The sequence below is a fragment of the Streptococcus sinensis genome (genome assembly GCF_000767835.1).
Taxonomy (GTDB): Bacteria; Bacillota; Bacilli; order Lactobacillales; family Streptococcaceae; genus Streptococcus; species Streptococcus sinensis.
The window spans coordinates 1-23,958 of sequence record NZ_JPEN01000062.1; the positions used below are offsets into that span (position 1 = coordinate 1).

The 23,958-nt window shown below is 42.6% G+C and carries 28 protein-coding genes; 1 reads left to right on the forward strand and 27 read right to left on the reverse strand.

Annotation, left to right across the window (positions count from 1 at the left end; genetic code table 11):
- Window positions 1-33: 33 nt before the first annotated feature.
- The 26 genes from SSIN_RS10215 to SSIN_RS04730 all read right to left on the reverse strand — a co-directional run bounded on the left by SSIN_RS10215 (window position 34) and on the right by SSIN_RS04730 (window position 20,894).
- Window positions 34-168, reverse strand: coding sequence for a CAT RNA binding domain-containing protein (locus SSIN_RS10215; RefSeq protein ID WP_425314565.1), 135 nt, complete (start codon window positions 166-168; stop codon window positions 34-36).
- A gap of 329 nt (window positions 169-497) precedes the next feature.
- Window positions 498-1,478, reverse strand: coding sequence for a tagatose-bisphosphate aldolase (gene lacD, locus SSIN_RS04610; protein WP_037616275.1), 981 nt, complete (start codon window positions 1,476-1,478; stop codon window positions 498-500).
- Window position 1,479: 1 nt separating this feature from the next.
- Window positions 1,480-2,409, reverse strand: a complete 930-nt coding sequence (locus tag SSIN_RS04615; RefSeq protein WP_037616277.1) for a tagatose-6-phosphate kinase — start codon at window positions 2,407-2,409, stop codon at window positions 1,480-1,482.
- 12 nt (window positions 2,410-2,421) lie between these two features.
- Complete coding sequence (lacB, locus tag SSIN_RS04620) at window positions 2,422-2,937, reverse strand: galactose-6-phosphate isomerase subunit LacB (RefSeq protein WP_037616279.1); 516 nt, start codon at window positions 2,935-2,937, stop codon at window positions 2,422-2,424.
- 16 nt (window positions 2,938-2,953) lie between these two features.
- Window positions 2,954-3,379, reverse strand: a complete 426-nt coding sequence (gene lacA, locus SSIN_RS04625) for a galactose-6-phosphate isomerase subunit LacA (RefSeq protein ID WP_037616281.1) — start codon at window positions 3,377-3,379, stop codon at window positions 2,954-2,956.
- 186 nt (window positions 3,380-3,565) lie between these two features.
- On the reverse strand, window positions 3,566-4,321 hold the full coding sequence (locus SSIN_RS04630) for a DeoR/GlpR family DNA-binding transcription regulator (RefSeq protein ID WP_037616423.1): 756 nt from the start codon (window positions 4,319-4,321) through the stop codon (window positions 3,566-3,568).
- Between the two features lie 159 nt (window positions 4,322-4,480).
- A complete protein-coding gene (locus SSIN_RS04635; protein ID WP_037616282.1) occupies window positions 4,481-4,846 on the reverse strand; it encodes a hypothetical protein in 366 nt (121 codons plus the stop codon).
- Between the two features lie 4 nt (window positions 4,847-4,850).
- The gene (locus tag SSIN_RS04640; RefSeq protein ID WP_037616284.1) at window positions 4,851-5,567 is read right to left on the reverse strand and encodes a matrixin family metalloprotease; all 717 of its coding nucleotides are present in this window, start codon (window positions 5,565-5,567) and stop codon (window positions 4,851-4,853) included.
- A 141-nt stretch (window positions 5,568-5,708) separates the two neighbouring features.
- Window positions 5,709-6,566: a DNA/RNA non-specific endonuclease gene (locus SSIN_RS04645; protein WP_037616286.1), complete on the reverse strand. Its 858-nt coding sequence runs from the start codon at window positions 6,564-6,566 to the stop codon at window positions 5,709-5,711.
- Between the two features lie 73 nt (window positions 6,567-6,639).
- Entirely contained in the window at window positions 6,640-6,828 is a 189-nt protein-coding gene (locus tag SSIN_RS04650) for a DNA-directed RNA polymerase subunit beta (protein ID WP_037616288.1), read from the reverse strand.
- Complete coding sequence (gene murA / locus SSIN_RS04655; RefSeq protein WP_037616289.1) at window positions 6,821-8,101, reverse strand: UDP-N-acetylglucosamine 1-carboxyvinyltransferase; 1,281 nt, start codon at window positions 8,099-8,101, stop codon at window positions 6,821-6,823. The genes SSIN_RS04650 and murA overlap by 8 nt, the downstream gene beginning before the upstream one ends.
- Before the next feature lie 68 nt (window positions 8,102-8,169).
- The gene (locus tag SSIN_RS04660) at window positions 8,170-8,400 is read right to left on the reverse strand and encodes a DUF1146 family protein (RefSeq protein WP_037616426.1); all 231 of its coding nucleotides are present in this window, start codon (window positions 8,398-8,400) and stop codon (window positions 8,170-8,172) included.
- 92 nt (window positions 8,401-8,492) lie between these two features.
- Window positions 8,493-8,915: a F0F1 ATP synthase subunit epsilon gene (locus SSIN_RS04665; protein ID WP_148881415.1), complete on the reverse strand. Its 423-nt coding sequence runs from the start codon at window positions 8,913-8,915 to the stop codon at window positions 8,493-8,495.
- A 7-nt stretch (window positions 8,916-8,922) separates the two neighbouring features.
- Entirely contained in the window at window positions 8,923-10,329 is a 1,407-nt protein-coding gene (atpD, locus tag SSIN_RS04670) for a F0F1 ATP synthase subunit beta (protein WP_037616292.1), read from the reverse strand.
- 37 nt (window positions 10,330-10,366) lie between these two features.
- Window positions 10,367-11,245 (reverse strand): F0F1 ATP synthase subunit gamma, encoded by an 879-nt coding sequence (locus SSIN_RS04675; RefSeq protein ID WP_037616294.1) that lies wholly within the window; start codon window positions 11,243-11,245, stop codon window positions 10,367-10,369.
- 15 nt (window positions 11,246-11,260) lie between these two features.
- Entirely contained in the window at window positions 11,261-12,766 is a 1,506-nt protein-coding gene (gene atpA / locus SSIN_RS04680) for a F0F1 ATP synthase subunit alpha (RefSeq protein WP_037616296.1), read from the reverse strand.
- 15 nt (window positions 12,767-12,781) lie between these two features.
- Window positions 12,782-13,318: a F0F1 ATP synthase subunit delta gene (locus SSIN_RS04685; RefSeq protein WP_037616297.1), complete on the reverse strand. Its 537-nt coding sequence runs from the start codon at window positions 13,316-13,318 to the stop codon at window positions 12,782-12,784.
- Window positions 13,318-13,812, reverse strand: a complete 495-nt coding sequence (gene atpF, locus SSIN_RS04690) for a F0F1 ATP synthase subunit B (RefSeq protein WP_037616299.1) — start codon at window positions 13,810-13,812, stop codon at window positions 13,318-13,320. The genes SSIN_RS04685 and atpF overlap by 1 nt, the downstream gene beginning before the upstream one ends.
- A gap of 18 nt (window positions 13,813-13,830) precedes the next feature.
- Window positions 13,831-14,547 (reverse strand): F0F1 ATP synthase subunit A, encoded by a 717-nt coding sequence (gene atpB / locus SSIN_RS04695; protein WP_037616302.1) that lies wholly within the window; start codon window positions 14,545-14,547, stop codon window positions 13,831-13,833.
- Between the two features lie 32 nt (window positions 14,548-14,579).
- Window positions 14,580-14,780 carry a F0F1 ATP synthase subunit C gene (locus SSIN_RS04700; protein ID WP_037616304.1) on the reverse strand — a complete coding sequence of 67 codons (201 nt, stop codon included), beginning with the start codon at window positions 14,778-14,780 and terminating at the stop codon, window positions 14,580-14,582.
- Window positions 14,781-15,392: 612 nt separating this feature from the next.
- The gene (locus tag SSIN_RS04705; protein ID WP_037616307.1) at window positions 15,393-16,769 is read right to left on the reverse strand and encodes a sensor histidine kinase; all 1,377 of its coding nucleotides are present in this window, start codon (window positions 16,767-16,769) and stop codon (window positions 15,393-15,395) included.
- Window positions 16,766-17,422: a response regulator transcription factor gene (locus SSIN_RS04710; protein ID WP_037616309.1), complete on the reverse strand. Its 657-nt coding sequence runs from the start codon at window positions 17,420-17,422 to the stop codon at window positions 16,766-16,768. The genes SSIN_RS04705 and SSIN_RS04710 overlap by 4 nt, the downstream gene beginning before the upstream one ends.
- Window positions 17,423-17,443: 21 nt before the next feature.
- Window positions 17,444-18,661 carry an ABC transporter permease gene (locus SSIN_RS04715; RefSeq protein ID WP_037616310.1) on the reverse strand — a complete coding sequence of 406 codons (1,218 nt, stop codon included), beginning with the start codon at window positions 18,659-18,661 and terminating at the stop codon, window positions 17,444-17,446.
- Between the two features lie 11 nt (window positions 18,662-18,672).
- Window positions 18,673-19,347 (reverse strand): ABC transporter ATP-binding protein, encoded by a 675-nt coding sequence (locus SSIN_RS04720; RefSeq protein WP_037616312.1) that lies wholly within the window; start codon window positions 19,345-19,347, stop codon window positions 18,673-18,675.
- Window positions 19,334-20,599, reverse strand: coding sequence for an efflux RND transporter periplasmic adaptor subunit (locus tag SSIN_RS04725; RefSeq protein WP_037616314.1), 1,266 nt, complete (start codon window positions 20,597-20,599; stop codon window positions 19,334-19,336). Before SSIN_RS04725 ends, SSIN_RS04720 begins: the two co-directional genes overlap by 14 nt.
- Before the next feature lie 28 nt (window positions 20,600-20,627).
- Window positions 20,628-20,894 (reverse strand): hypothetical protein, encoded by a 267-nt coding sequence (locus tag SSIN_RS04730; RefSeq protein WP_037616316.1) that lies wholly within the window; start codon window positions 20,892-20,894, stop codon window positions 20,628-20,630.
- Between the two features lie 241 nt (window positions 20,895-21,135).
- Here SSIN_RS04730 and SSIN_RS04735 point away from each other — a divergent pair, with 241 nt between their 5' ends.
- Window positions 21,136-22,146 carry a lactonase family protein gene (locus tag SSIN_RS04735; protein WP_037616318.1) on the forward strand — a complete coding sequence of 337 codons (1,011 nt, stop codon included), beginning with the start codon at window positions 21,136-21,138 and terminating at the stop codon, window positions 22,144-22,146.
- A gap of 267 nt (window positions 22,147-22,413) precedes the next feature.
- Here SSIN_RS04735 and metK read toward each other — a convergent pair whose 3' ends face one another.
- Window positions 22,414-23,604, reverse strand: a complete 1,191-nt coding sequence (gene metK / locus SSIN_RS04740; protein WP_037616319.1) for a methionine adenosyltransferase — start codon at window positions 23,602-23,604, stop codon at window positions 22,414-22,416.
- Window positions 23,605-23,958: the final 354 nt, after the last annotated feature.

Genomic DNA, 23,958 nt, shown 5'->3' on the forward strand with positions numbered 1-23,958 from the left:
ATATCTGTAAAAAATAATTGATATTTTAAAAAATTATTCTTGACTTTTTACATAGAATGCCTTCTTTTTATTAAAAGCTATGCCGCTGCCAATCAAAACAGCTTCTTCCTGATGCTCATTCTTAGCTAAGGCAACATTGTTATTCATAGGAAGTATGATTCGATACATAGCTTCCTCCTTATCATTTTATTGAGCTTTCGTGAAATAAAAATGACCGCAAATAAACGGAAAACAACAAGAATACTTGACTTTCCCAATTCATTTGCGGTCACGCCTAATCCAACTTAGTAACGCTCACCCTATTCAACTTATGGTTTAATTATAACATATCAAAACAACAATGTAAACCCTTACTTTTGGTTTTTTTAAACATTTTTCATTTATTTTTGATGATTTCAAACTAAAACCAATCATTGGCCAATCTTACAGATCAAATACCAATGATTGACTTTAGTTCAAGAAAGCTTTAGACGAACGTATTGAACTAAAATACTGCTTTAAACTCTCTCTTTCCAAGAGGTAGCTGTTTTTTGAAGAACCTTGTTGAGCTCATCAATATTTTCAAATCCAGTTGTACGGAGCCACTTACGAGCTGCCTCTTCGCCTTGCTCAATGTAGTCTTTGACACTGCCAGCCCAAGTCGCACGTCCGCAGAGAACGCCGTTGAAGTTTGCACCTGACTCATGAGCGAAGATAAGTGTTTCTTGGAAGAGTTTCGCTGATACACCCGCACTCAAGTAGATGTATGGCAGGTTAGTTGCTTCATCTTGTTCCTTGAAGAAGGCAGCTGCTTGTTCGCGTGTATGAACGATTTCACCATCACCAAAACCTTCAACGTATTTAACGTTGACTGGAACTTCCACTTTCAAGACATCAATATTGAAACGTGGATCTGAGAAGACTTTCATAGCTCCGATAACCTTGTGAGGTTTCACTTTCGCGTACTCAGCGCTGGAAGCATCCGCAATCTTTTCATCGTAAGCCAAGATTTCAAGGAAGAAAGGAATATCTTCTGCCACACACTCAGAACCCACACGCTCGATATAAGCTTGCTTTTGTTGGTTGAGCTCGTCAGAGCTATCCACATCATAGTAAAGGAGGAATTTCACCGCATCCGCACCTTGTTCTTTGATGCGTTTTGCAGACCAAACATCTAGACAGTCTGGCAGGCGCTTAGTGCTAGAAGTATCGTAACCTGTTTTTTCATAGGCCAATAGTAAGCCAGCATTCTTGTCCAAAGCCTTCGTAGCAGGCAGGCCATACTCAGGATCTAGGAGCATAGATGAAGCATAAGGAGTCAGCTCTTCTGCTACCAGAACTTTCAGCTCTTCCATCTGTTCTACTGTTGGTTCTGCTTCTTGGTATTGAGCCATGAGGCGTTTCAAAGCACCGCGTTGGTCAAAAGCCAAGGCAGAGATAATGCCATTCTCGTCAGAAAGTTTTTCCATATACTTGCATTTTTGTTCTGTTAATACCATATTATACCGTCCTTACATGTAGTTGTTTGTATAGTTCGTCATAGTTAGCCATATTGACATGACCGGTCATTTTTTCTTGGGCATTGAGCATGCCCAGCACATTTGCCTTTTTGAGCAGAGAGACAGCATCTTCTTGATGGCTCAAGGCTGAAGAAATACCTGCAACAGTTGAGTCACCAGAGCCAACTGGATTAACCACTTGGATTTTAGGAATATCTACTTTATAGAAAGTATCCCAGTGTTTTGCAAAAGCGCCATCTGCACCGAGTGATACGATGATCCACTCGATTCCTTCAAATAGCGGTTCTGAAAGGACAGCTTTTAACTCATCCAAATCTTTGGAAACTTCGCGGCCCAATAACTGAGAAAGTTCCTCGTTATTTGGTTTGATGGCAGTTGGTTTGACATCTGATTTAAGTACAGCTTCCAGAGCTGCTCCATAGCAATCCAGCACCACCTTATTGCCAGCTTGATTAGCCATTTCAATCAGCTGGATATAGTATTCTGTCGGCAGGCCCGTTGGCAAACTGCCCGAGATACTGACAACATCTGCCTCAGCCATCAAAGACCGGAAGTGTTCTTGGAAATCCCTCGCCTCAACTGCTGTAATAGTCGGACCGGCTTCCAGGATTTCTGTTTGCTTACCTTCGTGTAAGATAGCAATGCAGTTTCTCGTCGCTCCTGAAATATTGTAAAAGGAAGATTGAACATTTGGATGAAGATTTTGTAATAAAAACTCTCCATTAGTTCCGCCGATAAGCCCCGTCGCAGCGACATCGTCTCCAATTTCTGCCAAAACTCTGGTCACATTGAGGCCCTTGCCGCCTGCTGTCTTACTGACTTCTGCAACACGATTAACAGTATCAATTTTCAATTCTTCTAAAGGATAGGAAATATCGATAGAAGGATTCATGGTCACTGTAAGAATCATCTGGCTACCTCACTAGTCGTGGTACTCTCCACGATCCCATTTTTCAAGAAATTCTGTAAAGAAGTTGGCATCTGCTTGATGAGCATTATGACTTTCAACATGCTCAATCTTGGCAATCAACTTCTTGTTTTCTTCGGTTGGTTTGTACTCCGCATGAATGAAAGCTTCTATGATGTCACACATAAGGAGCTCACCTGTGATTTTTCCGCCAAAGCCGATGACATTGGCGTTGAGCTCTTCCTTAGCATAGAGAGCTGAAGTCATGTCGCGCACCAGAGCTGAGCGGATACCAGACACCTTATTAACCGCATTGTTAATCCCGACACCAGTACCGCAAATACAGATTCCCAGATCCGCCTTGCCACTCGCCACAGCTTCTCCTACCTTTTTTCCGTAGATAGGGTAGTGGGTACGCACATGGTCATATGTTCCGTAGTCCTGTACTTCATAGCCTTTTGACTTCAAGAAATCTACGACCGCCATTTTTTCATTGGTAACGATATGGTCACATCCAATTGCAATTTTCATTTGATTTCTCCTTTTCTTAGCACATCTTGTTGAGCATGTCAACTCGGATTTGGTGGCGGCCGCCATCGTATTTCCCATTGACAAAGCCTTTGGCAATATTCTTAGCTAGACCTTCACCAACGATTTCAGCTCCCATCGTAATCATGCGAGAGTTGTTATGGCCGCGAGTCATGTAGGCAGAGCGTTCATCTGAAACTTCAGCCGCTACCATACCTTTGATTTTGGTCGCTACCATGAATGGACCAGCCCCATAAGCGTCAATCACAATACCAAGATTTTCCTCTTGCTTATTCACCTCAGCCGCAACTGCAAGGGTTACATCAATAAAATCCTGACCTTCTTTCGTCACATCGATCACTTCAAAGTTTTCTCCGACGATAAAATCCTTGACTACATCTTTCAGCTTGCTTCCAGCAGCATCTGCTCCAATAATAATTGCCATGAGCATTCTCCTTTTGGTTATTTTTAACAGATTCATGTTTATCTAAATCACTATCTGTTTTCCATAATCATAATATACTCCTTTCTAAGTTTATTGTCAACATCTTTTTGTTTATTTTAATCAAAAAAATAAATAATGTTATAGATAAACAAAAAAGCTCTTATCCAGAGCATTTTTGTCTATTACTTATGAGATAACTTTAGTATGCACTTCTAATTCCTCATGAACTGTATCGGAAGTTTGATCAATGATAACTGCTGTAATTTCAGATAGAGGACAGATGGAAGTGAAATCTTCCTTATCAATCTTAGAAGAATCAATCAACAGATATGTCTCCGTCGAGCGTTCTAAGGCCAGCTTTTGGGTGTAGGCCTCTTCAAAGGAAGAGGTCATGATTTGTCCACCTTTAATGCCATTACAGCTGAAGAACATCTTAGTAAAATACATGCGCTCCATGATAGCGTTGGTCATCTCTCCTACAAAGGCTTGACTAGTCTCCCGCATTTCCCCTCCAAGAAGAAAAACTTTAAAGGTATCTGACTTTTTCTTGAGCAGGTCATTAAAGATAGGCAGGCAGTTGGTAATCACGCGTAGATTTTGATTGCTTATTTGCTCGGACAGCACTTCTACAGAAGTCCCTGGACCAAGGAAAATGGTGTCCCCATCCTCAATCAGCTGCACAGCCTTTTTAGCAACGGCTCGCTTAGCTTCAATATTCTTGAAGAGTTTCTCTTCGTGAGGAATTTCGTGATATTGTTGGGCTTTATTACTTTTCGCTCCACCAAAAATACGAGTCAATTTCCCTTGATTTTCTAGCTCTGTCAAATCACGTCGAACAGTCATGTCAGAGACTTTCAGGCTTTCCACAATTTGAGCAACGGTAATCGTTCCAAGTCTATCTACCAGCTTAACCAATTCGTCTAATCGTTCAATCTTATTCATTTTCGACTCCTCATCTCCCGTTTTCTTCATTATAACTCTTTTCTTTTTCATTTTCCACACTTTTTGTTTGTTTTAAACAAAAAACTTTGGATTTCACATAAAAAACGAGCAAGCATGCTCGCTCTTCTTGCTCTGGTAGCTAATAAACTGATGCCTACTTTAGATAAAACTACTTAAAATCCCCTGATTCTGCACCACTAGGTAGATACCTAGTAAAATGAGCAAAACAAAGAGAAGCAACTTAATCAGTCCTTTGACAAAGCGGATTGCCACAAGAATCATCATCGAACCGACCAACCATATAAAGGCTGAAGTGTTAAAGAAGTCTTGAACAGCTTGACTGCTTTCGCCGAAAAATGCCTGAAGCGGCACTGGAATATGATTTTGCCAAACATCGGTCAGACCGATTTGACTGGCAATCTCCGTCCCGCTTGTCCAAAGCCAGGCAAAAACTCCTGAATTAAAGATAAAAAGGAAGACTTGCTCCGGAAAGCGTCTAATAAAATAGAAAATAGTTTTTAACATGATACTATGATTGATACAGTTCTCTTACAGCTTGAACATCTACTGGCTGGATACTGTAAAAAGAACCAGCCGAATGCATCACAGAATCCTCCTCGTTATGATCTAATCCGATAGCATGACCCAATTCGTGCGCTGCTGTATTTACGATGCGTTCGTGTGAATAGCCGTAGCGGTCATTGAGTAAGTAGTAAGCATTCAAACGGACGGTAACCTTTGTAAAGCGCTGAGTGAGTAGATTAGTCTGAGACTCTGCTTCACCAGCTGCTGGCACATTCCCATCGTTCATCTCCGTTGCAATAATATCTGCCGAATTCTTATCTTCAGTGAGGGTAAAGGTAAAGGCCCCTGTCTGATTCCAAGAATCAATAGCTTCTAGATAAGCAGACCGAAAGGTTTCGTTTTGTGTATCAATGTAAATGCTGGCGCTCGCCTGCTCCCAACGACTGCCTGTAGCGATATGCTCATCTGTCATTTGGTCGGTTTGCTGACTGTAGCTGTCAAATCCTATTGTGAACCCTTGACCATTGAAAAGTTGGTTCACTCGCACTACCGCAGCCTGAACTGCTTGGGACAAACCAGCTGGCCCACTATCTGTCAAAGTCGTAAAATAAAAGACACCAACGATTACTACGAAACTAAGAACTGCGGACCAAATCAAGCCCCAGACCAGCCGCCAAATAAAACGAAATAAGAAACAAATACAATTAAAAATAAATCTCATAGCAACCTCCACTTCTCGGATTGTAAGAGAAGATAGATTCTATCAATACTGTCTTAAACAAAACTAAAAAGCTCTCCTTCTATAACTATAAAAGAAAATGACTACAAATCTGCAACCATTCCTTTTCATTCTAATTAAATATTAAGAACCTGTAGTCAGACTGACCCGACCGCTGCTATAGTCTAGCTGAATCCCTTTTTGCACATTGGGAACGAAGACATTGAACTCCAAACTTCCATCACTGGACTTGGCTTCTAAATGCGAGCCGACTGGCACAAGATCATTTCCCGAAGCATAAATCAAAGTGACACGATAACGCACCCGCTTATTCTGATCCAAGGCGCGACGAATCTGACTTTCATAGTAATTCTGTCCCGTCGAGCTGTCTTTATTGGCCTGATTGGCCCAGGCTGTTTGGACTGCGATATTGGCTGGATTGCTAGTGGAAGCATCAAAGCCCTTTAAACCACCGACCAAAGAGTAAGCCAAGAGATGCCCTCGATCCACCGCATGATGATAGTCACCTGATAGATGTTTGACTTGGTGCCAACCAGCAGGAACCCAAGAAGTAGAGCCATTTCCCGTTTCTTCCCGTGATTTATACTGGCGTGTTGATTTGGTAAGCAAGGCATTGGCTACTGTGGGAACAGTCTGCCCCTGAACAATCTTCGTTTTATTATCCGCATAAGGCAAACTAGAAACTTTGGCATTCAAGTTTGTTTGATTTCCATTGATGACGAAAGCCCCTGCCCCATTCCACTCGATTTTTCCTCCAAGTTGAGAGCGCACTGAGTCTGTAAGAACACTTTCTGACAGAGCTTGGTCAGGTGTGCTAGTCTCCTTATTTTGGCTGACAACTGCAGGTGTGTTTAGCGCTGGTGTTTGATTGCCATTTCCAAAAAAGTAGGCTCCCAGCGACAAGCTAAGTGCAACCAGAAGCCCTGCCACAGTCTGCACAGATTTATTACTTTTTTTTAGGATTTTCTTTCTTTTTGGCATAATTCCTTATCCATTTAAAAGGACTGTGCTAGGATAATGCACAGTCGGGATGCTATGTCATACTCTTGGAAAATCACTGACCCGTAAATTTGGAAATAATGGTATCCCAAGTCTTTGGCGATAAAATAGACCAAGGATTGTCTCCATTTCCAATCACACCATAACCGATGACCAGACCAAGACAAAAAATGATAAAAGCAAGTAGCAGAACCAAGGCAACAATTCCGAGCTGTTTACCTAAATATTTTAAATTTTCACTCATCATCTTCTTCCTTTACACGTTTGATATTTGCACCAAGAGCTGCCAGCTTTTCGTGAAATTTATAGTAACCGCGGTCCAAATGGACTAGCTTGCTAACTTTTGTTTCTCCATCAGCAATCAAGCCCATCAAAATCAAGGTTGCACTGGCCCGAAGGTCTGTTGACATCACTTCAGCTCCTTGTAAGCTTTCACCGCCCCAGATACGGGCTGTGTCCCGCATAATGTCGGAGTGAAGCCCCATTCGCCGCATCTCTTCTAAGTGCTGGAAACGATTCTCGAAGACCGTTTCAATCATGACGGATTCTCCTTGGGCTATCGCCATCAAGGCAGTAAACTGAGCCTGCATATCCGTCGGGAAACCTGGATAAGGCAAGGTCTTAACTGAAACAGCTTTTAACTTCGAAACATCCGAGCGGATGCGAATTCCTGCATCTTCTTCAGTCACTTCTACTCCCATTTCCTGCATTTTTGATAAAAGCGGACGGTTGTGCTCCCAGATAGCGTCCTCAATCAGCAAATCACCGCCTGTCATGGCAGCACCCACCATAAAGGTCCCAGCTTCAATGCGGTCTTGGACTACATTATGCTCAGCTCCATGAAGTTTTTCCACACCGATGATTGTTATATTCTCCGTTCCTGCTCCTCTGACTCTAGCGCCCATTTTATTTAACAAAAGGGCCAAATCGACAATTTCAGGCTCTCGAGCAGCATTTTCGATAACAGTTGTGCCTTTAGCCAACGTCGCAGCCATCATAATATTCTGCGTTGCGCCAACACTTGGGAAGTCCATATAGATATGCGCTCCCTTTAAGCGGTCTGCTCTGGCCTCAATGTAACCCGCAGACTGTGTAATCTGAGCGCCCATTGCCTCCAAGCCCTTCAAATGAAGGTCAATCGGACGATTGCCAATCGTACAACCACCCGGTATGGATACTTTAGCATGCCCATTTCGAGCAAGAATCGGCCCCAATACAACAATTGAAGCCCGCATTTTGCTGACATATTTATAAGGAGCTTCCTCAGACAAAGGCTGAGTTGCATCCACGACTACAGTGTTTTCGTCTCGGTTAAAGTTCACCTGCGTATTCAAGCCGCGAACAACATTGTTCATGGTAAAAACATCCGAAAGGACTGGAACATTTTTGAGTGTCGTTTTTCCTTCACTGGCCAATATCGTTGCAGCTAGCAGCGGCAGCACCGCATTTTTAGCTCCCTCAATCTTGACTGTTCCAACCAGACGATTATTTCCACCCTGAATAATAATTTTTTCCATACTAACTAGCTACTCCAAACATTAAAAATTCATCCCTACTATCATACCATAAAATCAAAAATCTGACCTTACAAAGTACCGTTAAAGATTGCCCGACTCATATCATAGATGCCAATAAAAAATAGACTGGCCATGTAGCCCAAGGCAATACTCAACAATAATATCAAAAAACGAATTTTGAGAGCATTATCAGCATTTACTTTTAGAAATCTTTCCCAACTTACTACAGTAGACAGAAGATGAAAAGCAAAGAAAATAAAGAGCAGGTGACTGCATAGTCGAAATGTTAATTCTATCATAGTTTTTATTATACCATAAGACCAGGCATTCCTAGCGGAAAGAAACGTAAGCCAACAAAAAAAGAATGGCATTTCCATTCTTTTTTTGCTTATTACATTCTTGTTCCAACGTTAATCCGGTTGATGGCACGCTGAAGGGCGATTTTAGCACGGCGCTCTTGGTCAATCAGATGCTTGTCTTGAGCTTCTTCGATCTCTTTCTCAGCACGCAGTTTAGCCCGCTCAGCACGGCTAATATCAATATCACGCGCACGTTCTGCTGAGTCTGCGATAATGGTAATCACATTGTCAGCTATCTCTACAATACCACCGTTGACCGCAATCCAATCAATATGCTTATCATCATCGACCCGGCGCACCTTGACCTGATCCACTTCCAAAACAGCGATTGTATTGATATGACGAGGCAAAATCCCCATTTCTCCGTCAATCGTTTTTACGGAAACAAATGCAGCACGGTGGTCATAGACAAGACCATCCGGTGTAACGATTTGTACTGTCATTTGAGCCATCATTCACCTCTTAGAATCCCATTTTTTCAGCTTTAGCAATGACATCCTCAATTGAACCGACACCGCGGAAGGCATCTTCTGGTAACTTATCATACTTTCCTTCGAGGATTTCTTTAAAGCCACGAACTGTCTCAGCTACAGGCACATAAGATCCCGGCTGACCAGTAAATTGCTCAGCAACGTTGAAGTTTTGAGAAAGGAAGAATTGAATCCGACGCGCACGCGCAACCAAGGTCTTTTCTTCATCTGACAATTCGTCCATACCTAGGATTGCAATGATATCCTGCAATTCATGATAACGTTGCAATACGCGTTTAACTTCAGCAGCCACCGTATAGTGCTCTTCACCAACAATCTCAGGAGAAAGAGCCCGAGAGCTTGAAGCGAGCGGATCCACTGCTGGATAAATCCCCAATTGAACCAATTTACGTTCCAAGTTGGTTGTAGAATCCAAGTGAGCAAAAGCCGTTGCTGGAGCTGGGTCAGTATAGTCATCGGCTGGCACATAGATGGCCTGAATAGAGGTTACAGAACCCTTCTTGGTTGAGGTAATCCGTTCCTGCAATTGTCCCATTTCTGTCGCAAGTGTTGGTTGGTAACCAACGGCTGACGGCATCCGACCCAAAAGGGCAGAAACTTCAGAACCTGCTTGCGTGAAACGGAAGATGTTGTCAATGAAGAGCAAGACATCTTGACCTTCCACATCGCGGAAATATTCTGCAATCGTCAAGCCAGTCAAAGCAACACGCATACGTGCCCCTGGTGGCTCATTCATCTGACCGAAGACCATGGCTGTCTTTTCGATAACGCCAGACTCCTTCATTTCCCAGTAAAGGTCATTCCCTTCACGCGTCCGTTCTCCAACACCGGTAAATACAGAAATCCCACCGTGTTCTTGAGCGATGTTGTGGATCAATTCCTGAATCAGGACGGTCTTACCAACTCCGGCACCACCGAAGAGTCCGACTTTACCACCTTTCAGATAAGGTGCTAAAAGGTCGATAACCTTGATACCTGTTTCTAAGATCTCTGATGAAGTAGACAACTCATCAAAGGTTGGAGCTTTCTTATGGATTGGCTGGCGCTCTGCATCATCCGCAAAAGGAGCATCCAAGTCAATGGTATCTCCCAAAACGTTAAAGACGCGACCAAGTGTTTCTTTTCCGACTGGTACAGAAATTGGACGGCCAGTATTTAGCACTTCCATGCCACGAGTCAACCCATCCGTTGATTCCATAGCGATGGTCCGAACCACTCCATCACCAAGCTCAAGAGCTACTTCAAGGACGATTTTTGATTTTTTTTCGTCATTTTTATAGACTACAAGTGCATTATTGATCTCAGGTAGCTTGTCGCCAGCTGCAAACGCTACGTCTACAACCGGTCCGATAACCTGAGTAATTTTGCCTGAGCTCATTCTTTTCTCCTCTTTATAATATTTATTTTCTGTGACACTATTCCAGTGCACTTGCACCCGCCACAATTTCAGTAATTTCCTGCGTGATAGCTGCTTGTCTAGCACGGTTATACTGAATGGTCAAATCATTGATAACTTTTTTAGCGTTATCCGTTGCTGTCTGCATGGCTGTCATACCAGCAGCATTTTCAGCAGTTTTTGCGTCAATAATGGCCCCGTAAATCATACTTTCAGCAAACTGAGGTAAGAGCTGATCTAAAATCGCATTTCGACTGGATTCTAGTTCTAGATTGAGGATATAGTTCTTATCCGCTTCACTAGGATCCAAATCGACGATTGGCAACATCTGCTCCACCCGCATCTGACTGGTCAGACTGTTGACATGGTGGTTATAACAGACATAAAGTTCATCAAAAAGTTCATTCTGATACATTTCAATGGTCTTAGAAATGATTTTCCGGACTTCATCAAAACTCGGATGATTGGCTAAGCCGCGCAATTCATAAATTGGCTGAATGCCCCGTGCTCGGAAGAAATCAGCTCCCATTCCACCGATCGAAATAATGACATAGTCATCCTTTTCGTGGTATTCAGAAATCAATTCCATCATTGATTTGAGGATGGTTGCATTGTAGCCACCGACCAAACCCCGATCAGACGTAATGACGATATAAGCCGTTTTCTGAACTGGTCTGCTCTTGAGCAAGGGATGATGACTAACATTTTCTGTCTCATGACCATGCAAAAGGTCGGTCAAGAGTTTCCGAACCTTAGAAGCATAGACTTGAAAGTTCTTTGCTGCTTCTTCGGATTTTCCTAACTTAGATGCAGAAACCATCTGCATAGCATTGGTGATTTGACTGGTGTTTTTTGTGGATGCAATTTTATTTTTGATATCATTTAATGAAACTGCCATCTGACACCTCTATTCCTATTTGAAGTTAGATTGATTGATAAATTCAGTAATAGCGGCGTCCAGCACTTCTTCACTCGGCAAATCTTTTGTCTGACGAATTGTTTCATAAATGTCTTCATGATGAGCATCAAAGTAAGTGAAAATCTCATCTTCAAACTGAAGAATCTCATCTACTGGTACTGTATCAAGGAAGCCGTGAGTCAGTGCATAGAGGATCACAACCTGTTTTTCAACTGGCAGTGGCTCATGAACTGGCTGTTTCAATACTTCTACTGTGCGGCGTCCGCGATTGAGTTTGGCCTGAGTTGCTGCATCCAAGTCACTACCGAACTTGGTAAAGGCTTCTAGCTCACGATAAGAAGCAAGGTCAATACGCAGAGTCCCTGCAACCTTCTTCATGGCCTTGATTTGTGCAGAACCACCTACCCGAGATACGGAAGAACCGGCATCAATGGCTGGTCGAATACCTGCATTAAAGAGGCTATCGCTGAGGAAAATCTGACCGTCCGTGATTGAAATCACGTTCGTCGCGATATAGGCTGAGATATCTCCTGCCTGTGTTTCGATGAATGGCAATGCAGTGATTGAACCACCACCCAGCTCATCAGAAACCTTAGCTGAACGCTCAAGCAAGCGGCTGTGAAGGTAGAAAACATCCCCTGGGAAGGCTTCACGACCTGGCGGACGGCGAAGCAAGAGAGAAAGTTCACGGTAAGCCACCGCTTGTTTAGACAAATCATCATAAACGATAAGGACATGTTTGCCATTGTACATGAACTCTTCTGCCATTGCTACACCGGCATAAGGTGCCAAGAAAAGCAAAGGAGAAGGTTGAGAAGCTGACGCTGTTACCACAATGGTATAGTCTAAGGCTCCATACTGGCGGAGGGTCTCAACCTGTGTCCGAACAGTGGATTCCTTTTGACCGATGGCAACATAGATACAGATCATATCTTGCCCTTTTTGGTTGAGGATCGCATCGATGGCAATACTGGTTTTACCAGTCTGACGATCACCGATAATCAATTCCCGCTGACCACGACCAATTGGTACCAGTGCGTCAATGGCTTTTAGACCTGTTTGTAATGGTTCAGAAACGGATTTCCGCTCCATAACTCCTGGAGCTGGCGCTTCAACAGGACGTGTTTTATCCGTAACAATCTCACCCAATCCGTCAACAGGACGACCGAGCGGATCCACGACACGACCAATCAAAGCATCCCCAACAGGAACCTCCATGATTTTACCCGTGCGGCGAATCGTATCCCCCTCACGAATATCTGTAAAGTCACCCAAGATAATGATCCCGACATCAGTTGACTCCAAGTTTTGGGCCATACCATAAGAACCATTTTCAAAAATCAAGAGCTCCCCGCTCATGGCATTATCAAGACCGTGGGCACGAGCGATTCCATCACCAATGTAAGTGACGACCCCAGTTTCTGTGACGTCAAAATTTGGCTGGAAATTTTCAATTTGTTGCTTAATTAAAGCGCTGATTTCTTGTGCGTTAATCGCCAAAATTCACACCACTTTCTATTTCAAATTTTCTTTTACGAGTTGTAATTGACGTTTTATACTTGCATCAATTGTCTTATTATTGGCTGAGATGACAAAACCACCAATCAAATCGACATCCAATTCCTGCTTGAGCGCGCGAACCTTGAGGCCCATTTTCTGCTCAATAATTGGTTTCAATCTCTCTTTTTGTCTTTCTGTCAGTGCTTGGACAGATCTGACTGTCACTTCAAATTCATTGCTTTGCTTCTCAATCTGATGCTGAATTTCTAATAATATATCGTAGAATAAAGCAGCTCGATGATTGAGAATAGTGACTTCGATAAAGTTATCAATCAGCTGTGAATCTGAGTTTTGGAAAAGTCGAAGAGCCTTCTCCTTCTCTTCCTCATCAACGCCAATATGTGATAAAAAGTCAGCAAGATTTGTTTCCACAAACACGGCCTTAATCTGGCTTAGTTTATCAAAAACATCCTGTTGCTGACCTTTTTCAAATACTAATTGAACAAAAGGCAAGGCATATTTTTCAATTACCGCGTATTGCTTTTTGTCCATTAAGCATCTCCTAATTTATCAATATAACGATCAATGAGCTCGCTGTGTTTCTCTGTATCGAGCTGCTGACTCAAGATCTTACTTGCGAGACTTACTGTTAGGTCAGCCACATCATCTTTAATGCTATTCAAGGCATCTGCCTTGCTCTGAGCAATTTCCTGATTGGCTTTTGCTTTCAAACGTCCAGCTTCTTCAGCTGCATTCGCTAAAATTCCAGCCTTATTTTTTTGAGCTGTTTCCTTAGCATGTTCGATAATCGTCGTTGCTTCCTGACGACTTCCTGCTAATTCATTCTCACGTTTTTGCGCGAGTTCCTCAGCCTTTTTGCGGGCTGACTCAGCCCCGTCAATATCATCCGTAATCTTTTTAGAACGTTCTTCTAAGATACTGGTAATATTGCCCCAGGCAAACTTCTTTACTAAAAAAATTAATAAAAGGAAGGAACCAGCGATGAGAATAAAGTCACCAATAATGGTACCAATAGTTAAATCCATCTTCTACTACTCCTCTACTTACTCTTCCTCACCGTTTATTTTTTTACCAATGTACATCGAAGACAACATGGTAAATACATAAGCTTGGATACATGAAATGAAAATCGAAAAGGCCGTCCATAACATGTTTCCGATAAAGGCTACTGGATACCAATAAAAGGCTTGTTGAGACAAGGTTAATAGCAAACCTGCCAATACTTCACCAGCAAAAATATTCCCGTAAATCCGAATTGCTAAGGAAGCAAAATTGGTCACTTCTTCCAAGAGGTTCATCGGGGTCATAAAGCCTGGTGTTACAAAAGCCTTCAAATATTCCTTAAAGCCTCGACGACGAACCCCTTCTATATGTGCGATCAAGGTGATCATAAAGGAGAGAGATAAGTCGTAGCCGAGGTTAGCCGTTGGGGAAGTCCACAAGTTATAACTGTTAGTTGTTTGGACTTTTGCCATCAACCCAATATTATTGGCCACCAAAATAAACATAAAAAGAGAAAACAAAAATAAAGAATAATTCTTCATATAATGCTCTCCAATGTTACCCTTGGTAAAGCTAATGACAAAATCATAGATCATCTCAAGAGCATTTTGTTTGCCCTTTGGACGAAGGGTCATTTTGCGACTTGCCCAGTAGACAAAAGCAAAGACCACCAAAACAGTTACAAGAGACATGGCAAGTAGGGTCAAATCAAAGGATATTGGTCCAATATTTAAGGTAGGATTTACACTTTCTTCCATGGTTTGACACCTCTTTTTCTAAATAGAGTAGTCTATTTAATGATGAAGGCCATGGCCAAGGTTACAAAGAAGGTACCTTCTACAAAAGCAACACCGAGAATTAAGAGACTACGTAGTTGATCGATAATTTCAGGTTGACGAGCATATGCTTTGAAAAGATTACTCATAATCAAACCTTCAGCTAATGAGACGCCAAAGCAGGCAATACAAAGTCCTAAAAATGTTAAATTCATGACGAATTCTCCTTTTATATTTTTTAAATGTACCCCATTAGTTTACTCCTAATAAAGGTAATAGTCAATTATTTTGTGATATTGTAAGCGTTTTTTTGGCTTTTCTTTTTAATCCATGAAAGTCCTTAGCTCAACTGGCTTTTACTGAACGACATCCCCTTGTCAAATTCCCATTTCCAGAACCCAACAAAAAAAGAGCATAGGATTTCCAGTTAAATCATTGCTGATTCTGAACAGCAATCATACATATTATACTGCTGTCTGCGACATCCTGATTAAAGGTAGCTATATTTTCAACCGCATCAGCCAAGCTTTTTTTGAACATTAGCACTTGTTTCTTGATACTGACTCCCAAATGCTCAAAATCAATTATTCGGCCTGCCCCTCTGACAGTTCTATCTTTATCTACAATATCTTCAACATCATCTCACTATTAAAGCTTTATTCGGATAAGCTCATTCTTATATTTTATAAAGGTATACTATCTTTATTATTAATTTCTATTTTACCATATTTAAGAGAGAATTTCTAGACAATGCCAAGAGTAGGTATGACAAACGCATAAAAAAATGTATGGAATCCTTTCCTGATTCCATACATCTTCAATTTCGTTTAGTCCTTATCTATTTGAGGTAAAAAAATCGTAAAGCGCATCCATCTATTCTCAACGGCTTCAAAGCGATAAGTGAGATGGTGCTTTTCTAAAATTTGCTGAACGATGAAGAGTCCTAGTCCTGTACCGCCATCCTTCCGATTGCGACTATAGTCTGGTCGATAAAATGGCTGGAAAATCTGCTGAATCTGTGACTCGTCCAGTACTTTCTCAGCTTCATTTTCTACGATTAACATCCTATCGTCTAAGCGAACCAAAACTTCTCCACCTTCCACTGTATAATGAAAGGCATTATCAATCAGATTTTTAATCGCTTTGAGTAAATAGGTCTTATTTCCCCGAACTGTCGCTTCTGAAAGTTGAACATTAAAGCGATAATGCTTGAGATCAGCCAGAATCTTGTAAGTGCTGATATTTTCTTCAAGCAGCTTTTTCAAAGAGAAGGTTTCTCGTTCTGTCTCCGTCGTCATCTCCAGTTTTGAAATAGCCAGAATAGACTGAACTAAGTCCGACTGTTCTTCTAAGATTTCGCGGCACTTCTGCAGATACTTATCACGATCTTTAAACTCACCCACACCATAAATCATTCCGTCGATCATTCCCATCATGCTGGTAATCGGCGTTTTCAGTTCGTGGGAAGTCATACGGAGAAATTCTGCTTTTTCGCGCTCACTTTCTGCGACTTTTTCATTTTCTAGGCGCAGAGCCTCCATGCTAGCTAATAAATTCGTATATAAATGATTAATATCCTGAGCCAAATCGGCTATCTCGTCTTGCCCTTTTACTTGACACAAGACATCTGGAAGCAGGGTCGTCATTTGACGGGTGCTCAAGGATATATCCTTGATCCGCTGGCTGGAAGTCCGGCTATAGAGATAGGCAACTACGCCTCCTAGACTCAGCGACAAAAATAGCACAAAAGGATAGAGATTAAGCAAAATCCGGCTGGCATCCGACACTGGCTGCAAAGAATACTCACCTCTAAGGACAACTTCTTTACCATCTGAAGTCCGAAAGCTTTCTGACAGGGTCTTGCTCTCATAGTCACTGCTAGGAATCGTTGGGACAATTGTCAGCTGTAGCGAGCTTTCTCCGCCATCCTCAAGAGAGGGATACAGAATCGTATTGTCTTGAGCCAGTAAGGTAAACCAAATCTGATTATTTTTTTTGCTATAGTTGCTCAAAAGCTCACTGATTTCCTGACTAGACTTTCCTTTAACCTGCTTGGCAACCTGATCAAACTCTCGCTGGGCTTCGCCACCCTTGACCTGCTGGTAATAAACCGGCATAGCAAAGTAAAGACTAGCCAGCACGATGGTCACTACCACGAAAATGATGGAGGAGGTCAAGAGGAAGTTCTTTTTGACAATCTTCACTTGTCTTCTCCTCCAAGCTGGTAGCCCATACCTGTGATTGTTTTCAGAGGAATGCCTGGAATTTTCTTACGAATGTTCTTGATATGATTATCCAACACTCGGCTATCTAGCTCACTATAGCCCCAAATGGTATTCATCAGCTGATCGCGCGTCACCAAGTGGTCCTTTCTCTTGGCTAGAGCCTGCAAGATTTCATACTCTTTCTTGGTCAGAGGCATCTTTTCGCCATGCCAATAAACCGTGCAGTCATCAATGGAGACTGTCAGCTCACCGACAGCAATTTCTGAAGCGACGGTATTCCGACGCAGAATATTCTCAATCCGTTTGACTAAGATCAGCGGTGAGAAAGGCTTGGTCACATAATCACTAATGAGGTGATTAAAGCTGACTAGCTGGGTGTACTCGTCATCTAGTGCCGTCAGAATCATGACGGGAATTTGAGAAGTCTTGCGAATTTCTTTGAGCACATCCAGTCCACTCATGGTCGGCAACATCATATCCAAAATCACTAAGTCAAAAGACTCTGCTTCAAATTGAAGCAAAGCCTCGCCTCCATCAAAGACTGGTGTAACAGCATAGTTACTTTCTTTTAAAAATTCACAAATGACTTGATTAATCGTAGTATCATCTTCCACTACTAAAATCTTTTGCATATATGCTTGATTCTCCTTTATTTATTCAAATCGCAGGGCTTCAATTGGATCCAGCTTGGATGCTTTCACAGCCGGCAGGAGCCCAAACACTACTCCTATTATACAACAAAAGAGCAAACTTACAAAGACCGAAAAGAGGGATAAAATATATGGATAGGCTAAAGACTGGGTAATAGCAAAGCCAGAGGCAATTCCAGCAATTACACCAATAACACCACCCATCAGAGTCAGGATGACCGCTTCGATCAGAAACTGCTTAAGAATAATCTTGCGCCGAGCTCCCAGAGCCTTTTTAATCCCGATTTCACGCGTCCGCTCCGTCACTGATACCAGCATGATATTCATAACACCGATACCTCCAACTAGGAGAGAGATGCTAGCAATACCCGCCAATAGTACGAAGTTGGACTTGTTGAGATTTTCCAGTTGCCGTTCAAATTCCTGTAGGTTCAGCACACCAAACATATAGTCTGACTGCGACATCTGCTGATTGAGATAGTCACTGACCTTCTTAGCCACCTTCTTCAAATCATCGGCTTTATGGGTTTGGACCGTTACTTCTGGACTGACATTGATGGTATCAAAAATCCGATGCCATTGTTGGAGAGGAATATAAGCGACCTTTTCTGATCCAGCTGTCAGTCCACTCTGCTCGGTGGACTCAAATACGCCGATGACTTTAAATGGGTTGCCCATGACTTCTACATACTTACCGATGCCGTCCCCATTGGGAAAGAGGGTGTCATAGAGCGTCTTTTCCAAATAGGTCACTTGCTCTTGATTTTTGAAGGCTTCTGAGTCAAAGCCCTCCCCTTCCAACAGCCGTTGTTGTTTTATATCAGCTACTGACTGCGAAACCGCCTGAACCTTCCCAGATGACTTCTGACTGAGATAGTAAATCTTTTCGTCCGTACCATAGGTCATCAAAGCATTTTTAACGCCAGGAATTTCCTTTATTTTGGACAAGACATCCTCTCCCATAAAGGGAATGTAGGAAGGCTTCTGAGCTTGGGATTTTTCCGGAATGGACGGATCAATCGAACTTTTCTTGTCATAGACGACCTTGATTGTATTATTGTTGCCGCCGATGAGCTGACGCTTGGTATTTTCCGTATTTCCTTCAATGATGGAAAAGATAGCAATAATGGCACCAATCCCGATGATAATCCCCAGCATGGTCAGCATAGAGCGCATTTTATGCGACAGGATTGAGTTTAGAGCTACAAAAATATCTTCCATATAGCCCCCTTCTATCCTAATGCCCTAGTCTCTATATTGCCATCCCGCAAGACAACTGTTTGCTTGCAAAGCTGGGCCACTTCCGGCTCGTGGGTAATGATGACAATGGTCTTGCCTTGTGCATTAAATTGCTTGAAAAGCTCCATAATCTGAACACTGGTCTTAGTATCCAGCGCTCCAGTCGGCTCGTCTCCCAAAATAAAGCTGGGATTGGTCACCAGGGCACGAGCAATAGCTACCCGTTGCTTTTGACCACCAGACAGCTCCATAGGCTTGAAGTCACTTCTTTCTTCCAGACCGACCAGACGCAACATTTCCAAGGCGCGTTCACGTCTCTCTTTTTTAGGAACTTTCATGTAAGTTAGAGGTAATTCTACATTTTGGCAGGCTGTCAGCTTGGGCATGAGATTAAAATTTTGAAAAACAAAACCAATCTTCTGATTACGCAAATCAGACAGCTGATTGTCGGACAGATCAGAGACATCAGTTCCTTCGATATAGTAGGACCCTGAATTCGCCTTATCTAGGCATCCGATGATGTTCATCAGGGTGGACTTGCCAGATCCGGACGGCCCCATAATCGCTAGAAAATCCCCCTCTTTCACATGCAGATCAATTCCTTTTAAAATCGGAAATTCCTGACTGCCCTGCTGATAAGATTTGTGGATATCCTTAAGCTTTAACATTCTGTCCTACCTCCATCCCTTCTTCCATGCCCTCTTTTGGTGTCGAAATGGTATCCTGCATTGTCAGGCCTTCTGTAATCTCCACCAAACGGTCGGAAACTTTCTGAGTCTTAACTTCCTGCATTTTCAGCTTCTTGCCATCTACTTTCCAGACATAGGTTTTACCATTTTTGCTGAAGGTATAAGATTTATTGACAACTACCTTGCCTGCCTCAGGAGCATTTTCTACAACATTGACATAAGAATGGGAGCCTATCAACGGCATTTCTCCGCCTTGATCCAGCTCAACAGTATAAGGGTACTTGCCTTGGTTGGGGTTTTCCTGTTGTTTGTTTCCGCCGTTGCTATTTCCAGTATTTGCTGTTGTCAAAGTACCGACCTGGGTCACCGTGCCACTCCAGCGTTTCTTCGGATCCTTACGGTCCACGACATCCACTCTCTGTCCCACGCTCAGCTTCTCACGGTCAAACTCACTAACAGACCCTTTGATCAAAGTTTTGGACTTGTCCATGATTTCAATAAAGTTTTCTTCTTCTTTTTTGGTCTTGGACTGAGTTGGCAAATCTTCATTCATGGATGTAATGGTTCCAGCTGTATCGGCTGTCACGGTATCATATTTCATCCGGTCTGATTCCGTCTGAGCGGTCACCTGAGCCTTTTCAGCCTCAATCTGAGCTGTCGTCACTTCATTGTCAGCAGTCTTAGCATCAGTGAGTGCTTGAGCCAGCTCGTCTTCGGCAGATTTTATCTGCTCAAGCAGGGACTCGTCTTGACTAGAATTATATTTTCCCTTGAGTGCATTGAGACTAGCCAGCTTACGGTTATAGGTTTCCCATTTGATAGCGGCGCTATTTTGAGCAGTTGTAATGGCGTTGGCCTTAGACTGGGCGTCGTATTGAGCTGACTGAGCTGTCAGTTCCTGCGATGTCACATAGGAGAAGAGAGGTTGACCTTGTGTCACTGTATCGCCATTTTTAACAAATACTTCCTTGACTTCTCCCTTGGAAGGGTCAATCTTGACCTTACTGCTATTGTTAGCAACTACTTCCCCAGATAAAACTAGGCTTGTTTTCTTACTGTTATTGACAGCTTCCTGAACCGTCAGCGAATCAATCTTTTTATCTACCATTTGCATGGCCTGTTGCTGATTGACCTGCTTGAGAAGCATATAGCCTCCCAGACCAGCACAAGCAAGAATGACTGTGCTGCCCAATATAATGGTTTTACGATTCATTTTTTTTCTTCGAAACATATTGCCTCCAACCTACAAGTTTTATCTTTTATTCATTAGCTGATTCAGATTCATCCGTTGGCATTTCTTCACCGTCAGCTGGGATCTGAATAACATTTCCGTCTGGCATCGTGTATTCTGTCACTTCCTTGCCGTCTACTGTCTTAGTTTTTTGGTCAACAGCGTCTTTCTTGAAGTCCACTTGTTTGCCGTCAATGACTTCTTGATTATCAGCATTTTTAGACCCACATGCGGCTAAAAAGAATCCAGACATTCCGATAAGGGCAACAAGCATAGCAATTTTTTTTGTGTTCATTTGATTTCTCCTTTGTTTTATAACACAGGAATCTTGAGCTTTCCTGATTGTATTTGTTTTTTTTGAACAATTCCATTCTATCAAAGCAGTCTATCCCCTTCCTAACCGCTATCTGTTTTTTGTCTGTTTTTTAGAACTGATACTATTCTTTTAAAAACATGTCTTATCCTATGCCTAAACCCCTTTCAACTGATTTTATGGTATAATAGATTGATCTATTTTAAAAGAATGAGGTGTAGAAATGACTCAAACAGTTTATTTTGGAACATATACCCGCCGAGATTCGCAAGGGATTTATAAGGCAGATTTTGATACTGAAAAGGGCCTGCTATCAAACTTGGAGTTAGTAGCTGAGGAACCAAGCCCCACCTATCTAGCCTTTGACCAAGCTGGTCATCTTTACACAGTTGGTGCAGAAGATGGACAAGGTGGAATTGCTGCCTACGACCAAAAGGCTCAGCTGCTCAATCGTGTGGTGGAAGACGGCGCTCCGCTTTGCTATGTCGCTGTTGATGAGGAGAGAGGGCTTGTTTACGGAGCCAACTATCACAAGGGGCAAGTGCTGGTCTACAAGCGGCAGGAAGATGGCAGCCTAAAGCTGGCTGATGTGGACACTCATATCGGCCAAGGTCCTCATGCTAACCAAGCCTCTGCCCATGTCCATTATACTGACTTGACACCCGATCAATACCTGATTACTTGTGACCTCGGAACGGATCAAGTAACCACCTACGATGTGACAGAAGCTGGAAAACTGAATAAACTTGATACTTACACATGTGCTGCTGGAGCTGGAGCACGCCACATTGTCTTTCATAATCACCATAAATTGGCCTATCTCATCTGCGAATTAAACTCAACCATTGAAGTGTTGATTTACGATGGCGTCGGGCAGTTTGAGCACCTGCAGACCATCTCAACTCTCCCAGAGGGATTTGATGAATTTAATGGCACCGCAGCCATTCGCCTCTCTGCAGATGGCAAGTTCCTCTACGGCTCTAACCGCGGCCATGATTCGATAGCCGTTTATCAAATTCTGGCTGATGGAAGTTTGCAGCTTGTCGAAATCACGCCAACAAACGGTAAAAATCCGCGCGATTTCAATATCACACCTGACCAAAACTATATCATTGCCGTCCATCAAGACTCCGACAATGCAACTGTCTTCAAACGCGATACTGAAACAGGAAGATTGACTGAGTTATCTCATGATTTCTATGTACCAGAAGCTGTCTGTGTTACTTTCAAATAAGCAATTGCAAAATGTGATTTTCCAATAAGGAGCCTTCACAAGGTTCTAAGCATTGATTTGGAGGCAGTCCGTTAGAAAACAACACCTTTTATAAGTAGTCATTCAACTCTTATTACAGCATTGGCTCATTTTGCTGTAAGTCTCTACTGCTTCCACCTCACTGTTACAAGCAAGCTTAAAACCATAAAAGAAAAACAACAAACAACCCATCTCCAGAATTTTTCTGGAAATAGAGCTTGTTTGTTGTTTTTGTATCAAGTAAAATACTTATTTCACTGCTGCTTTCAAAGCCTCTACCTTATCCAACTTTTCCCAAGGCAGGTCAATGTCTGTCCTACCCATGTGGCCATAAGCTGCTGTCTGACGATAGATTGGGCGTTTCAGATCCAGCATTTGGATGATACCGGCTGGACGCAGGTCAAAAATCTGACGAACTGCTTCTTGCAGCTTGCTTTCTGCAACTGCCCCAGTGCCAAAAGTATCGATGCGTACAGAAACCGGCTGAGCCACACCAATAGCATAAGCTAACTGTACTTCTGCTTTCTTAGCAAGTCCTGCCGCCACGATGTTTTTAGCAATGTAGCGAGCTGCGTATGAAGCTGAGCGGTCAACCTTGGTTGCATCCTTACCTGAAAAGGCGCCGCCGCCGTGACGAGAATAACCGCCATAAGTATCCACAATAATCTTGCGTCCTGTCAAGCCAGAGTCCCCTTGAGGTCCACCGATTACAAAACGGCCGGTTGGATTGATGAAGAATTTCGTCTTATCATCCAAATACTGGGCTGGAATAACTGCTTTAATTACCTTTTCAATCACATCACGATGAATCTCTTCATTGGTCACTTCTGGGTCATGCTGGGTCGAAATAACTACTGTATCCACACGCACAGGCTGGTCATTTTCATCATACTCAACGGTCACCTGTGACTTAGCATCTGGACGCAGATAGGTAATCTCTCCTGATTTGCGCAATTCCGCCAATCGACGGACTAGCTTATGACTTAGCGAGATAGGAAGCGGCATGAGTTCTGGCGTTTCATCCACCGCAAATCCAAACATAAGCCCTTGGTCGCCAGCACCAATCAAGTCCAATGGATCTTGATTCGTATTCCCGCGAACCTCCAAAGCTTCATTGACACCCTGAGCAATATCTGGCGACTGCTCCACCAAAGATGGATGCACACCGACTGTCTCTGCCGAAAAGCCATACTCTGTATTGGTGTAGCCAATCTCTGCAATGGTATCACGAACCACACGATTAATGTCTACATAAGCTGTGGTTGAAATTTCCCCAAAAACATGAACTGAGCCCGTATAAACTGCTGTTTCAGCAGCCACATGGGCATCTGGATCCTGACTCAAGACAGCATCCAAAATAGCATCGGAAATTTGGTCTGCAATCTTATCGGGATGTCCCTCCGATACAGACTCAGACGTGAAAAGTTTACGTTCTGACATAAAAATGTCCCCCCTTAAAAAATATTAAACAAATAAACAAACTCCAAAATGATTGCAAATCATATCACCTACGAGTTACGACGCGAAAGAAATAAAACGATACTTTTTTATTTCTGAAGCTAGTAAGACGCATCGGTTGACCGCAATATAGGGGCAACCGTAGAATGACGAGCGACTTTGGAGCCGTCATTGTTTGCGAGTTACAAAGTACTGATAGAAGTTTCCTACCATCTTATCGGGACTATATAACCTTTTCATTATATCACTTTTTAATAAATAATGCTGAATTCTTTTCAAAAGAAAAGTTATAGCCCAAAACTATAACTCAAACTCTATTATTAGCTCAGATGGAAC

Coding starts and splice junctions, on each gene's coding strand:
- SSIN_RS10215 (WP_425314565.1), bottom strand. CDS start 168: ATGTATCGAATCATACTTCCTATGAATAACAATGTTGCCTTAGCTAAG.
- lacD (WP_037616275.1), bottom strand. CDS start 1,478: ATGGTATTAACAGAACAAAAATGCAAGTATATGGAAAAACTTTCTGAC.
- SSIN_RS04615 (WP_037616277.1), bottom strand. CDS start 2,409: ATGATTCTTACAGTGACCATGAATCCTTCTATCGATATTTCCTATCCT.
- lacB (WP_037616279.1), bottom strand. CDS start 2,937: ATGAAAATTGCAATTGGATGTGACCATATCGTTACCAATGAAAAAATG.
- lacA (WP_037616281.1), bottom strand. CDS start 3,379: ATGGCAATTATTATTGGAGCAGATGCTGCTGGAAGCAAGCTGAAAGAT.
- SSIN_RS04630 (WP_037616423.1), bottom strand. CDS start 4,321: ATGAATAAGATTGAACGATTAGACGAATTGGTTAAGCTGGTAGATAGA.
- SSIN_RS04635 (WP_037616282.1), bottom strand. CDS start 4,846: ATGTTAAAAACTATTTTCTATTTTATTAGACGCTTTCCGGAGCAAGTC.
- SSIN_RS04640 (WP_037616284.1), bottom strand. CDS start 5,567: ATGAGATTTATTTTTAATTGTATTTGTTTCTTATTTCGTTTTATTTGG.
- SSIN_RS04645 (WP_037616286.1), bottom strand. CDS start 6,566: ATGCCAAAAAGAAAGAAAATCCTAAAAAAAAGTAATAAATCTGTGCAG.
- SSIN_RS04650 (WP_037616288.1), bottom strand. CDS start 6,828: ATGAGTGAAAATTTAAAATATTTAGGTAAACAGCTCGGAATTGTTGCC.
- murA (WP_037616289.1), bottom strand. CDS start 8,101: ATGGAAAAAATTATTATTCAGGGTGGAAATAATCGTCTGGTTGGAACA.
- SSIN_RS04660 (WP_037616426.1), bottom strand. CDS start 8,400: ATGATAGAATTAACATTTCGACTATGCAGTCACCTGCTCTTTATTTTC.
- SSIN_RS04665 (WP_148881415.1), bottom strand. CDS start 8,915: ATGATGGCTCAAATGACAGTACAAATCGTTACACCGGATGGTCTTGTC.
- atpD (WP_037616292.1), bottom strand. CDS start 10,329: ATGAGCTCAGGCAAAATTACTCAGGTTATCGGACCGGTTGTAGACGTA.
- SSIN_RS04675 (WP_037616294.1), bottom strand. CDS start 11,245: ATGGCAGTTTCATTAAATGATATCAAAAATAAAATTGCATCCACAAAA.
- SSIN_RS04685 (WP_037616297.1), bottom strand. CDS start 13,318: ATGGACAAAAAGCAATACGCGGTAATTGAAAAATATGCCTTGCCTTTT.
- atpF (WP_037616299.1), bottom strand. CDS start 13,812: ATGGATTTAACTATTGGTACCATTATTGGTGACTTTATTCTCATCGCT.
- atpB (WP_037616302.1), bottom strand. CDS start 14,547: ATGGAAGAAAGTGTAAATCCTACCTTAAATATTGGACCAATATCCTTT.
- SSIN_RS04700 (WP_037616304.1), bottom strand. CDS start 14,780: ATGAATTTAACATTTTTAGGACTTTGTATTGCCTGCTTTGGCGTCTCA.
- SSIN_RS04710 (WP_037616309.1), bottom strand. CDS start 17,422: ATGCAAAAGATTTTAGTAGTGGAAGATGATACTACGATTAATCAAGTC.
- SSIN_RS04715 (WP_037616310.1), bottom strand. CDS start 18,661: ATGGAAGATATTTTTGTAGCTCTAAACTCAATCCTGTCGCATAAAATG.
- SSIN_RS04720 (WP_037616312.1), bottom strand. CDS start 19,347: ATGTTAAAGCTTAAGGATATCCACAAATCTTATCAGCAGGGCAGTCAG.
- SSIN_RS04725 (WP_037616314.1), bottom strand. CDS start 20,599: ATGTTTCGAAGAAAAAAAATGAATCGTAAAACCATTATATTGGGCAGC.
- SSIN_RS04730 (WP_037616316.1), bottom strand. CDS start 20,894: ATGAACACAAAAAAAATTGCTATGCTTGTTGCCCTTATCGGAATGTCT.
- SSIN_RS04735 (WP_037616318.1), top strand. CDS start 21,136: ATGACTCAAACAGTTTATTTTGGAACATATACCCGCCGAGATTCGCAA.
- metK (WP_037616319.1), bottom strand. CDS start 23,604: ATGTCAGAACGTAAACTTTTCACGTCTGAGTCTGTATCGGAGGGACAT.